This is a genomic window from Sorangium sp. So ce367, from assembly GCF_051520455.1.
Lineage (GTDB): Bacteria > Myxococcota_A > Polyangia > Polyangiales > Polyangiaceae > Sorangium > Sorangium cellulosum_B.
Window position 1 is genome coordinate 10,185,602 of the sequence record NZ_CP150334.1, and the last position, 11,871, is coordinate 10,197,472.

General features: G+C 69.8%; 9 protein-coding genes. 5 read left to right on the plus strand and 4 right to left on the minus strand.

What is annotated here, in order from left to right; translation table 11 throughout:
* The first annotated feature begins 57 nt into the window (after positions 1-57).
* Positions 58-2,073 carry a DUF6029 family protein gene (locus WME97_RS38550; RefSeq protein WP_437545098.1) on the plus strand — a complete coding sequence of 672 codons (2,016 nt, stop codon included), beginning with the start codon at positions 58-60 and terminating at the stop codon, positions 2,071-2,073.
* Positions 2,074-2,108: 35 nt separating this feature from the next.
* On the opposite strand, the gene WME97_RS38555 is transcribed toward WME97_RS38550, so the two are convergent.
* On the minus strand, positions 2,109-3,431 hold the full coding sequence (locus WME97_RS38555; protein ID WP_437545099.1) for a hypothetical protein: 1,323 nt from the start codon (positions 3,429-3,431) through the stop codon (positions 2,109-2,111).
* Between the two features lie 95 nt (positions 3,432-3,526).
* Between WME97_RS38555 and WME97_RS38560 the strand changes: the two genes are divergently transcribed.
* The gene (locus tag WME97_RS38560) at positions 3,527-4,516 is read left to right on the plus strand and encodes a diacylglycerol/lipid kinase family protein (protein ID WP_437545100.1); all 990 of its coding nucleotides are present in this window, start codon (positions 3,527-3,529) and stop codon (positions 4,514-4,516) included.
* Between the two features lie 130 nt (positions 4,517-4,646).
* The gene (locus WME97_RS38565; RefSeq protein WP_437545101.1) at positions 4,647-5,609 is read left to right on the plus strand and encodes an acyl-CoA desaturase; all 963 of its coding nucleotides are present in this window, start codon (positions 4,647-4,649) and stop codon (positions 5,607-5,609) included.
* A gap of 294 nt (positions 5,610-5,903) precedes the next feature.
* Here WME97_RS38565 and WME97_RS38570 read toward each other — a convergent pair whose 3' ends face one another.
* Positions 5,904-7,589: a CTP synthase gene (locus WME97_RS38570; RefSeq protein ID WP_437545102.1), complete on the minus strand. Its 1,686-nt coding sequence runs from the start codon at positions 7,587-7,589 to the stop codon at positions 5,904-5,906.
* Positions 7,590-8,049: 460 nt separating this feature from the next.
* Here WME97_RS38570 and WME97_RS38575 point away from each other — a divergent pair, with 460 nt between their 5' ends.
* Positions 8,050-8,949, plus strand: a complete 900-nt coding sequence (locus WME97_RS38575) for a fumarylacetoacetate hydrolase family protein (protein WP_437545103.1) — start codon at positions 8,050-8,052, stop codon at positions 8,947-8,949.
* 46 nt (positions 8,950-8,995) lie between these two features.
* Here the strand turns inward: WME97_RS38575 and WME97_RS38580 are convergent, their stop codons facing one another.
* On the minus strand, positions 8,996-9,478 hold the full coding sequence (locus WME97_RS38580) for a hypothetical protein (RefSeq protein WP_437545104.1): 483 nt from the start codon (positions 9,476-9,478) through the stop codon (positions 8,996-8,998).
* A complete protein-coding gene (locus WME97_RS38585) occupies positions 9,475-10,008 on the minus strand; it encodes a hypothetical protein (RefSeq protein WP_437545105.1) in 534 nt (177 codons plus the stop codon). The genes WME97_RS38580 and WME97_RS38585 overlap by 4 nt, the downstream gene beginning before the upstream one ends.
* A gap of 177 nt (positions 10,009-10,185) precedes the next feature.
* Here WME97_RS38585 and dacB point away from each other — a divergent pair, with 177 nt between their 5' ends.
* Positions 10,186-11,760, plus strand: a complete 1,575-nt coding sequence (dacB, locus tag WME97_RS38590) for a D-alanyl-D-alanine carboxypeptidase/D-alanyl-D-alanine endopeptidase (RefSeq protein ID WP_437545106.1) — start codon at positions 10,186-10,188, stop codon at positions 11,758-11,760.
* Positions 11,761-11,871: the final 111 nt, after the last annotated feature.

Consider the following 11,871-nt stretch of genomic DNA (forward strand, 5'->3'; position numbering starts at 1 on the left):
GCGCGATCGACGGCTCGCTCGCTCCACGGCGGCGAGGTCCATGGTAGAGATCGGGCGGTGCGCAGCCCGCTCCTCTTCGTCCGTTCCTGCCTGACAGCGACGCTCCTCCTCGCGGCCTCGCCGGCGGCGGCGGTCGATCTCCCGAACGTCGGCGGCGAACCGCTCTCGCTCGATGTCGTGAACACCGCGGCCGTCAGCTACCACTTCGACAATCGCAACGACGATCGCCGCTATCCCGCACGCTATCTCGACGACAACTACGGAGAGATCGTCGATCGGGTCGACGCTCAGCTCAACTGGTGGCGCCTCCAGCTCGGGACGCGGCTCAACGCCTCTTTCTACCTGGCCAGGCCCTCGGCGACCAGCTTCGAGCTGCAACAGAAGGTCGTCAACGACGAGGTCTCGTTCAATCTGAACGACGCCACGCGGGAGGTTCACTCCCGCTATTTGACGACCGTCTATCCAGCGAAGCTCTGGCTCACCTACACGCAGCCGGGCATCGAGGCAACAGCAGGCGACTTTTACGCCCAACTCGGACGCGGCCTCGTTTTCAGCGTGCGGAAGATGGACGAGCTCGCCATCGACACGACCGTGAGGGGCGGCAGGCTCGTGCTCGACAAGGATTTCCAGCTATTCAGGCTCGAAGCCACCGCCTTCGCCGGGCAGATGAACCCGCTGCGCGTCGATGACGCGAGCGGCAGGCGGCTCCATGGCGACGGGTCGCCGCTCTTCTTCGGCTTCCCTGGCGCCGACGACCTTGTCACGCGCGAGACGACGGTGGATGCGCAGGGAAACCCTCGCACCCGCGATGTCACCGAAGGGGCACGGCCGAACTACCTGGAGGACACTGTGCTCGGCGGACGCCTGGAGGCGAGCCTGAAGGGCGTGGAGATCGCGGCGAACGGCGCGCTGCTGCTGCGCAAGACATACACCGAAGAGTTCAACCGATGCCTGGACGAAGGCGGCGCGGATCTTCAGGTCGCGCTGCGCCTGTGCGGCGGAAAATTCCCGGAGTTCAATGTCGTCAGCGCCTCCCCTGCGCGGCAGCACAACACGATCCGCACGTTCAGCGGCTCGGTGAGCATTCCGTCCATCGCGGAGCGCGGGGACGTTTACGTCGAGGTTGCCGGTCAGCAGCTCCGTGGCGGTCATCTCGACCGTGATGACGTGCCGGCAAAGGACGTGTCCGGCTATGCGGTCTATCTGGCGGCGAACGGGCGCGGCGGTCCGCTCGCCGTCGCCGTCGAAGGGAAGCACTACCGGCGATTCTTCCCGCTCTCGGCCAACATCGACGTCTCTTCGCTGTCGAACCCGGGGTTCAATGCGCCGGAGTTCGAGGGTGTGGCGTACAACCAGCCTCCGACGGCGGAGCCCATCTACGTCGAGCCGATCGGAGCGCCCAACGTCTGCGTGACCGGCGGGCGCGGGCGCGTCGACTATCGCTTCACCCGGAGCGCGGCCGTTTATGCCTGGCTCGGTCGCTACGTGAGCTTCTCCGAGCGCCAGGCGAACGATGATTGCAAGACGGACGACACGAACAGGACCGACACCTGGGACACCGCGGCAGGCACCGAGATCGATTTCGACGGCAGCCGCTCGCACGTGCGCGCCTGGGCTGGAGTCCGGCAATCCGATGAAGCCGACACTGGCCACGTCTTCTATAGCGAGGGCTACGTCCGCTACGACGTCGTGAAGCACCTCGCCGGCGCGTTCTCGATCCAGGCGCAAGGCAACAGCCGTCGCCGTTACAGGCCAGAGAACTTCGAATCTTCCTGGGTCGAAGGGGACAACTACCTCGCGCTCCAGTGGTCGCCCCACCTCGCGGCGATGTTCGGCTACGAGTACACCTCACAGCCTGGGTGTGAGCCTGGCAAGGACACCGAGCTCTGCCATTTCTTCAACGGGGGGCTGCAGTGGAAGGCCGGGTCGAGGAGGACGACGCTCGACCGGATCGTCGATACCGCACAGCTCTTCGTGGGCCAGCGGCGCGGGGGCCTGCGATGCGTTTCGGGCGTGTGCCGGTTCTTCCCACCGTTCGAGGGCGCACGGCTCGAGCTCGTCTCCAGGTTCTAGCGACCGGACCACCTCGGACGCAGCCTCGGCAACGCTCAGAACGCCTCGAGGATCTCGCAGGCCACCGAGTTCCTGACCTGGGGCTCGGCGTCGGCGAGGAGCGATGCAGCGCGCGGGATCTCGCCCAGCGCGACCAGGCCCGCCCCCGCCGCCTCGCGCACCGGGATCTCGCGGGATCGGACGTCGCGCTCCAGCAGCGGCACGACCGCGCGGATCCCTGCACGTGCGAGGACTCCCCGCGCGAGCACTGCGCGCGTCGACGTCCCCGCGGCGAGCTTCATCAGCCAAGCGACGGCCGCGGAGCGCTCGCGCGCCGCGACGTCCCGCGGCGCGGCGTCGACGTGGCGGCTATGCACGGCGAACACCACGGCCTCATCCGGATCGCCCTGCGCCTCGATGAGCGCAGATCGCACCGCCGCGTCCTGGAGCGGCGCGGAGAGGATGGCGTAGACGCGATCCCGGCTCTGGCTGGAGCGGATGGAGTCGATGAGGACGGAGACCGCTTCGCCGGCGCCCTCGCCTCCCGCGCGGACCAGCGCGCGCGCGGCGGCGATCGCGGGCGCGCCGCGCTGGGTGGAGATCGCCCAGCGCAGCTGCGCGCGTCCGCCGCTGTCCAGCGCGCGCGGCGTCGCCCACGCTTCGGCGATCGCCTCGCGCCCGGGTTCATCCGAGAGGGTCCAGACATCGCGCAGCGCCAGCACGAGATCCTGACCGCCGAGCGCCCCGGCGGCGCGGATCGCCAGCGTCCGCGCGAGCGGGTAAGGATCGAGCCGCGCCGCCTCGAGCAGCGCTTCCCGATCGCTCGGGTCCGCCGCCGCGGCGGCGGCGCGAAGCGCCGAGATGCGGACCTCCTGATCTCCGTCGAGCATCCGCGAGCGGCGCACCGCGCCGTCCTCGGCTGTGACGAGCGCCCGCGTCTCCAGCGCGCGGAGCGCCGTGTCCTTGCCGGGGTATCGCCCCGCCGCCGCGTCGCTTGCGTACCGCTTCACGCTCTCCGGGTCGGTGAGCCCCGCCTCGAGGAGGATCATCGCCGCGGCGGTCGCGATCGCGTCCGAGCCCGCGGCGCGCTCGGCGAGCGCGTCCTCCAGCGCGCGCGCGCATGTCCGGAGCTCGCGCAGCCGATCGGCCCCCGAGGGCGGCGTCGCGCGCGCGATCTCCCCCTGCGCGACCGCGCGGGCGATCGCTCGTGCGTCGTCGCTGTCCAGCGTGCCGCGGCGAAGCTCATCGCTCAACGTGCGCCGCAGCTCGTCGAACCTGCCCGCCTCGGCTGCGCGTAGGGAGGCCGAGCTCGCGCATCCGGTGACGGCGGCGAACGAGAGGAGGCCGGCGAGGATCGACCGGGAGAGCACGCGGCGCATGACGCGCCTCTTACCGCGCCGAAGTTCGCGTTCGAAGCCCCTTCGGCTCGACCACCCAGGGAATCCGTTTTATAGGGCGGTCACGTTCCGGCACCATGCGTATCGACGTCATCGTCAACACCACGGCGCGCCGGTACCGGGCGAGGCCGTCGCTCATCGACCGCATGGCGGCCGCGTGCGCTGGCGCGGCGGAGCTCCACCCGACCTCGAACGTCACGGAGCTCGCGGAGATCTGCGAGCGGCTCGCCCGGCGAGGCACGGATCTCGTCGCGCTCTCGGGCGGCGACGGCAGCTTCATGGCCGGCGTCACGGCCCTCGCGCGCGCCTTCGGCGATCGCTCGCTGCCGCCTCTCGCCCTGCTGCCAGGCGGCACCGTGGCGACCGTCGCGCGGAACTGGGGCATGACCGGCGATCCGGCTGCGCTCCTCGCGCGGACGGTCAGCGAGGTTCGCGGCCTCCCGAGCGGCGCGGCCATCCCGAGCGCCGTCCGCCGGCCCACCCTGCGTGTGCGCGCGACGACCCGCAGCGGCGTCGAGGAGCGCATCGGCTTCATCTTCGGCACCGGGCTCGTGGCCAGCTTCTTCGATGTCTACTACGAGCGCGGAGGCGACGGCTACGGCGCCGCTGCGCGCATCGTGGCGCGGGTGTTCATCGAGTCCTTCTACGGCGGCGCCTACGCGCGCCGCGTCCTCGACCCGCTGCCGTGCACGATCGAGGTGGAGGGGCGGCAGCTCGCCCCACGCGCCTGGTCGCTCATCTGCTCGTCTGCAGTGCGTGACCTCGGGATCCACATGCTGGTCACCTACCGGGCAGGGGAGGATCTCGATCGCCCTCACCTCGTCGCCAGCGCCCTGCCCCCGCGAGAGCTCGGGCCGCGCGCTCCGCTCGTCCTCGCGGGCCGCCGGATCGGCGGCAAGGACCACTTCGACGACCTCGTCCAAGATTTCACGGTCCGGTTCGGCGCCGAGGCCAGCGCGACCTCGATCGGCGACGGCCCCTACATCCTCGACGGCGATCCCCTCCGAGCGAGCGAGATCCGGGTCTCGGCCGGGCCAGCCATCGACGTCCTCTCCCTGCGCCCCTGAGATCGCGCGCTCGTCGACGCCCTGCGCCGATCCGTCGGCGAGCCGGCTGCCGCATCGCATGACGGAATCATGACCAGCGTCGTGAGCCCCAGTGACGGGCGTGCTCGATGCTCCATCCACTTTGGAACCCATGACGCAAGCGCCTGCATCGAGCCCTACACGGGTCGTCGTACCGAAACCTGGCCCCAGCCTCGGCCAGATCTTCAACGTGCTGGGGATCACTGCGATCCACGTGGGCACCGTGGTCGCCATCCTCCGAGGTGCCACGTGGAAGCTCGCGGCGCTCGCCGCGGCCACGTACGTCGTCCGGATGTTCGCGATCACGGCGGTCTACCACCGGTACTTCTCGCACCGCAGCTACAAGACGAGCCGCGGCCTGCAATTCCTGCTCGCGCTGCTCGGCACCACGGCGACCCAGAAGGGCCCGCTGTGGTGGGGGGGGACGCACCGCGTCCACCACAAGTACTCGGACACCGAGCGCGACGTCCACAGCCCGCTCCGCAGGGGGTTCTGGTACGCGCACATGGGCTGGTGGCTCGGCCGCGAGCACGAGGAGCTCGACCTGAAGCGCATCCCTGACTTCGCGGGTTTCCCTGAGCTCCGCTGGCTGGACCGCTACCACGTGGTCGGGCCGCTCGGCATGATGGCGCTGCTCTTCGCGGTGGGCGGCTACGACGCGTTCCTGTGGGGCTATGTCGTGTCGACGTGCGCGCTCATGCACGGCACGTTCACGATCAACTCCCTCGCGCACGTGTTTGGCTCGCGGCGCTACGCAACGACCGACACGAGCCGCAACAACTTCTGGCTCGCGCTGATCACCCTCGGCGAGGGCTGGCACAACAACCACCACCACTACATGAGCAGCGCGAACCAGGGCTTCTTCTGGTGGGAGATCGACGTCAGCTTCTACGTCCTGCGCGCGATGGAGAAGCTCGGCCTGATCTGGGAGCTCAGGACCGCGCCGGCGCACGTGCTGCAGCGGAACCTGATCAAGGAGGTCGGTGAGCGTTCGCCGCTCCTCGCCCCTCAGGCCACGAGCGCCGAGCCCCTTGACGCCCCGCCGCTGGGCCGGCCGAGCCTCGGCGACGTCTGATCGCGCGCAGCGTTCGTCGTCGATGAGCTGTGGATGGAGGCTGCAGGGCCGCCTTCATCCGCAAGAGCTCGCGACAAGACCCTCGACGACCATCGCAGCGCCGCCCGTCTCGCCGTCGATGCGGCGGCCAGAGACCCTCCCTCGGGAGCTCTGGCGCCGGCTGCTAGAGCGCAGGCGCATCTTCGTGCGCTGCGCGCTCATCCGCGTCGTTCGGCTCGCTGCGGCGTAGCTTCGTACGCGTTACTCGCCCGCCTAGCGACCGAGCCCGTAGCGCACGCACCTGTGCACCCCGCTCTAGTTGACGGACGAGGCAGCTTGCTGGGTGTGCGCGGCGGCGGAATCGCCGGGCTTCGGCTTCTCGGCCTTGTTGCGCTCGCGTTGGCGCTCCAGACCGGCGCGCACGAAGCGCGCGAAGAGCGGGTGCGCGCTATGGGGGCGGCTCTTGAACTCGGGATGGAACTGACAGCCCACGAAGTACGGGTGCTCGCGCAACTCGATCATCTCGACGAGGCGCTGGTCGGGCGACGTCCCGGAGAGCACGAGCCCCTTCTGCACCATCGCCTCGCGGTACTTGTTCGACACCTCGTACCGATGCCGGTGCCGCTCGCTGATGCTCGTCTGCCCGTACGCCTCCGCGGCGATCGACCCCTTGTCCAGGACGCACGGGTACGCGCCGAGGCGCATCGTCCCGCCCTTCTCGACGACCCCCTTCTGGTCGGGCATCAGATCGATCACCGGGTCGGCCGCGTTGCGATCGAACTCGACGGAGTTGGCTCCCGTCATGCCGCAGACGTGGCGCGCGTACTCGACGACCGCGAGCTGCATGCCGAGACAGATCCCGAAGAACGGGATCTTCTCCTCGCGCGCGTAGCGGATGGCTTCGATCTTCCCCTCGGTCCCGCGATCGCCGAAGCCGCCGGGCACGAGGATGGCGTCCAAATTTGACAGCAGCTCGGGCGCGCCGCGCGCCTCGATCTGCTCGGAATCGATGTACTCGAGCTCGACCCGCACGTCGTTGTGGAGCCCGCCGTGGACGAGCGCCTCGTGCAGTGACTTGTAGGAGTCGCGCAGGTGCACGTACTTGCCGACGACGCCGATCTTCACGATGCCGCGGGACGGCTTCTTGAATCGCTCGACAATGCGCTGCCACGGCGACAGGTCCGGCTGCCTCGCCCAGATGTTGAGCAGCTCCGTGATCTTCTCGTCGATCCCCTCGGCGTGGAGCACGAGGGGGAGCTCGTAGATGCAGTCGACGTCGACGGCCGCGATCACGCAGTCGACGGCGACGTTCGAGAAGAGGGAGATCTTCTCCTTCATGCTGCGCGGGAGCGGCCGATCGCAGCGACAGAGGAGGATGTCCGGCTGAATGCCGATCTCGCGCATCTCCTTCACCGAGTGCTGGGTGGGCTTCGTCTTCAGCTCGCCCGCCGTCGCGATGAACGGCACCAGCGTGACGTGCACCGAGATCGCGTTCTGCGCGCCCGACTCCACCTTGAGCTGGCGGATCGCCTCGATGAACGGAAGCGACTCGATGTCACCCACGGTGCCGCCGACCTCGACAATCGCGACGTCAGCCCCGTCCGCAGCAGAACGGATGCGCAGCTTGATCTCGTCCGTGACGTGCGGGATCACCTGCACCGTCGCCCCGAGGTACTCGCCGCGGCGCTCCTTCGAGATGACCGCCTCGTAGACGCGGCCGGTGGTGAAGTTGTTCTGGCGGCTCATCCGGGCGAGCGTGAAGCGCTCGTAGTGCCCGAGATCGAGATCGGTCTCCGCTCCATCGTCTGTGACGAAGACCTCGCCGTGCTGGTAGGGGGACATCGTGCCGGGATCGACATTGATGTACGGGTCCAGCTTGAGGTGGGTGACCTTCAACCCACGGGACTCCATCAGCGCCCCGATCGAGGCCGCAGCCAGTCCCTTGCCGATCGACGATACGACTCCGCCTGTGACGAAGACGAACTTGGTCCGCTTGCTCATGACCCATCGCTCCGCTGCGCCGTGTGCGCGCCTGTAACCAGTCCCTCGAGCGGCGCTCCAAGATGAGCGCCGCCAAGGGTCGGCTGTCCACGGCAAATACCTTGCCCGGCTTACAAGCCGCACGGCCCCGTCAGCAGGACCGAAGCCGGAGGAAACCCCGCGACGGGGAACCCCGCGCCGGCAACAGAACCTGACCTGCCGTACGAGCCCATCTGCAACCGGCAGGGACCCACGGCAAGCCTGCGCGACGTGATGCCGCTCTGAATCCGCCGGCATTCTAGGCCGCTCTCCCAGCGCGTCAATGCAAAGGACAATCCGATGTCCCAAGAAGGGTCGAGTCCCTCGGGATCGGACGCCGACCGCCGGCCGCAGGCGTAGCCGCTGGGGGCTCCGCCGGCCTGAGAGCGTCGGCGGACCGGGATGGTACGCTCCGCCGGCGCCCGGCGGGCCTGGTCACGCCATGAGAATCGCGCACGTGCTCCAGCTCGCGACGTCCACCCCGATCGTAGCGCTCGAACGGGACGGGGCGCTCTACGACGTCGCGGAGCTAGAGCGCCACTTCGGGACGAAGCTCGCGGACATCCGCGGCGTGTCGGACTTCCACACGCGCGTGGTGGCGCTCCGTTGCGCCGGCCTTCACGCGCTGGATGATCGGCTGCTCAGCGGAGATCGTCCCGCGTCGACGCACCTGCACCCAGCCACGATCTTGTGGCTGCCTCCCTGCGCCACCGATCGCGCGGCGTACATCCAGCTCGGCCCCTACGCGCACGGCGCCGAGCGCCCCTGGTATCGGTTCGGCAACAGCCGCGCGCTGCTCGGACACGCGGCCGAGATCCCCTTCCCCGCGCTCGAGGACAGGCCCGACTACGAGCTGAACCTCGCGGTGGTCCTCGGCGAGGATCTGCGGCGCGCCGCCCCGGAGGAGGTGGAGCGCGCGATCGCTGGCTACACCGTGCTGAACGACTGGACCGCGCGCAGCCTGGAGGCGCGGTCGCTGGTGCGCGGGCTCCCGCCGTCGGAGGCGAAGGACTTTGCAACGCAGCTCGGCCCGGTGCTCGTCACGCCCGACGAGCTCGGCTCGGTCGAGGCGCTGCGGACCCAGGTCCGCGTCGACGCCGAGACGCGCTCCTGTTCGCGCGTTGGCGAGTGGACCTTCTCGCTGGCGGAGTCCGTCGCGTACATCAGCAACCACGTCGAGCTGCGCGCGGGCGACGTGATCGGAGCAGGCCGCGTCTTCGGTGGGAGCGCTGATCAGCGCGTACCGTACGGCGCCAGCGTCGAGCTGATGATCGAGCGCATCGGACGGATGATCGGCAAGCCCGTCTGCGGCCCCGCGCTGTTGCCATGGCGCCGCCGGTGAGCGGGCGTCGGCGCATCACCGCGCGGCCCGCGTGGTTCTCGGTAGCTCAGAACGTGCCGACGACGCCGATGCCCATGCCGGTCGCGGTGATCACCGGGGCCGGCCGCACCGTCAGCGCCGCAGGGGTCGAAGGCTGCGCCGAGCGCGCCTCCGTGGTCATGAAGATCCCTTCGCCGACGAGACCCAGACCGGCGAGCTGCGCGAGCCCACCGATGGCGGTGAGAGCCCCGCGAACGTACAGCGTCGCTCCGCAGTCCGGATCGTCCGCGGCGCAGCCGTTCTTGGCGAGCGCGAGCCATGGACCGGCGATCGGGATCTTCAGCTCGCTCGCCCCAGGGACCTCTGGCCATGACGATGCGGCGAGGAACGCCGCGCCGTAGGCGAGCGCCGTCACGGCCACCCCGCCGACGATGACCTTCACGCGTGCCGAGGACGGCGGGTACCGCGGAGGCGCCGCCGGCTCCTCCGCGCCGGCGGAGGCGGCGGCCAACCCCAGCGCGGCGACGACGGCGATTGAGGCGAGCTTCATGGCGTCTTCGTTCCGGAAGCTCCCGCGCCCGACTTCTTGGACGGCAGCTTCACGGTGTACGGGACCTCGAGCGGATCGCCATCGAACGGCAGCACGATCTCTCCGACGAAGGCGCGCTTCACGCAGGATTCGGCGGGCGTCCCTGCGAAGGGCGGCCCGACCAACACGTCGGTCACGCGTCCCTTCTGGCCGTCGAACACGACCTTGACCTCTCCCTCGCCCGTCGGCGCGTTGGACACCACCTCGGCGCAGTTCGCCGCCTTGTCCCCTCCGCGTCGCAGGGCGATCTCCATCTGCTTCTTCTGATCGGAGTTGAGCCCGCCCCCGCTGTCCGCCGACGCGCCCGCCTCGGAGCCGGAGCTCCCCGCCTCGGAGTCGGAGCTCCCCGTCTCGGCGGGTGCGGCAACATCAGACGGTGCCTGATCGAAGTTGTAGTCTTCCCCTGCCTGCTTGGGCTTGGCGCCGGAGCATGCTGCGGCCGCGAGGATGATGAGCGGCAAGAGCGCGCGGGTCGAATGCTGCTGGGACACGGTGTCCTCCCTTCGAACAGAGCGTGAAGGAGCGTCTGCGCGCACCCTAGCAAGCTCTCCTTTCCGAGGACAACCCCGAGCGCACACGCGCGCACCGATGAGCGACGCCGGGCTGCTACGACCGGTCGACCGGAGGAGGCGTCCGCGGTGGAGGCGTTGTAGAGGCGGAGAGATCTCATGCCTCGACATCCCCGCCGTACAGTCTCCGCGGTCGCGCTCGTGCTCTCGTCCCTCCTCGCCCGCCCCGGCGGCTCCCAGCCGCTCGACAGCGGCGCCGCTCCCGCTGACCGCTCGACCCCCACAGCGAGGCCGACCCAGGGAGCCCCCGTCTCGCCGAGCGCGCCTCCAGCGCCCCTCGCGTCGCACGGACCTCGAAAAATCGACCCTGAGCGCGCTCGAGCGCAGGTCGATACGCTCGTTACCGACGTGCGCCGCCTGGGGGGACGGGTCGGCGTGCTCGCCCTCGACGTCGCCAACGGCGCGACGCTCGCGGCCTTCGATCAGCGCGGCCTGTACAACCCTGCATCCAACGCGAAGCTCTTCACGGCAGCCGCCGCGCTTCGCCTGCTCGGGCCGAGCTACCGCTACCTGACCGGCCTCTACGGGGACGCGTCGAACGGAGCCGTCGCCGAGCTCGTGCTCCGGGGTTCGGGCGATCCCTCCCTCAGAACGCGCGATCTCTGGGAGATGGCGCGCGCCCTGAGGGCGTCCGGCGTCCGGAAGGTCGCGGCGATCGCGATCGACCAGGGCTACTTCGACACGCGCTACGTGCCTCCGGCCTTCGAACAGCAGCCGGAGGAGTGGGCGGCCTTTCGCGCCCCGGTCGCGGCAGCCTCGCTGAACGCGAACGCCTTGCTCTTCACCGTGCGCCCGTCGAAGGCAGGGCAGGCTGCCTCCGTCGCGATCGATCCCCCGGGCTTCACGGTGCTCCAGGGCACGGTGACCACCGCGAGGCGCGGCACACCAGAGAAGCTCGGGGTCCGGCTCGAGCCGAACGGCCAGCGCCTCGTCGCGCACCTCAGCGGGCACATCCCAGAGGGCGGCCGCGCGGTGAGCCTGGCGAGGCGCGTCGACGATCCCCGCCTGGTCGTAGCGTATGCGCTCAAGGAGATGCTGCTGGAGGTGGGCGTCGACGTCTCCGGCGAGGTGCGGCTCGGCGGTGAGCGCCAGAAGCGGCTCCTCGTGGCTCACCGCTCGGCGCCGCTCGGCGAGCTCCTCTCCGCCCTCGGGAAGGACAGCGACAACTTCTACGCGGAGACGATCTTCAAGACGCTCGCCGCAGAGAAGCGCGGGCGCCCCGGCACAGCCGAGGGTGCCGCGGAGGTGGTCGGCGAGACCCTCAGGGAGCTCGATGCGTTCGGACAAGACGTCGTCTTGAGGAACGGCTCGGGCTTGTTCGACGCCGCTCGCGCATCGCCGGAGGCCATCGTCCGGCTGCTGCGCGCCGCGCTTCTCGATCCGGCGCTCGGCGCAGATTTCACCGCGCAGCTCGCGATCGGCGGTGTCGACGGCACCTTGCGCAGCCGCTTCCGCGGGTGGTCGAAGGAGCGCGCCATCCGTGCCAAGACGGGAACGCTCGCCTCGGTGGTGGCCCTGTCTGGCTATGTCCTCGCGCCCCCTGGTCGTTCCCCGATCGCCTTCGCCGTGCTCGCCTCCGACGTCCCAGGGAAGATCGACCCCGCACGAAGGGCCATCGACCACTTCGTCGAGTCGCTCGCCGACGAGCTCTGGAAGGACGCACGCACGCCGTGAGAGCGCGGGTTGTCTCGTGTCGGCCCGCTGCGCTGCGCTCCGGCCCCGCTCACGTCTGCGCGCCCCCACGCAGCTGCGTGCTCGGGCGGCTCAAACAAAGCGGCCGCGCAG

Bases quoted from the DNA above. Each gene is read 5' to 3' on its own strand.
- dacB (WP_437545106.1), top strand. From the start codon at position 10,186: ATGCCTCGACATCCCCGCCGTACAGTCTCCGCGGTCGCGCTCGTGCTC.
- WME97_RS38570 (WP_437545102.1), bottom strand. From the start codon at position 7,589: ATGAGCAAGCGGACCAAGTTCGTCTTCGTCACAGGCGGAGTCGTATCG.
- WME97_RS38580 (WP_437545104.1), bottom strand. From the start codon at position 9,478: ATGAAGCTCGCCTCAATCGCCGTCGTCGCCGCGCTGGGGTTGGCCGCC.
- WME97_RS38575 (WP_437545103.1), top strand. From the start codon at position 8,050: ATGAGAATCGCGCACGTGCTCCAGCTCGCGACGTCCACCCCGATCGTA.
- WME97_RS38555 (WP_437545099.1), bottom strand. From the start codon at position 3,431: ATGCGCCGCGTGCTCTCCCGGTCGATCCTCGCCGGCCTCCTCTCGTTC.
- WME97_RS38560 (WP_437545100.1), top strand. From the start codon at position 3,527: ATGCGTATCGACGTCATCGTCAACACCACGGCGCGCCGGTACCGGGCG.
- WME97_RS38565 (WP_437545101.1), top strand. From the start codon at position 4,647: ATGACGCAAGCGCCTGCATCGAGCCCTACACGGGTCGTCGTACCGAAA.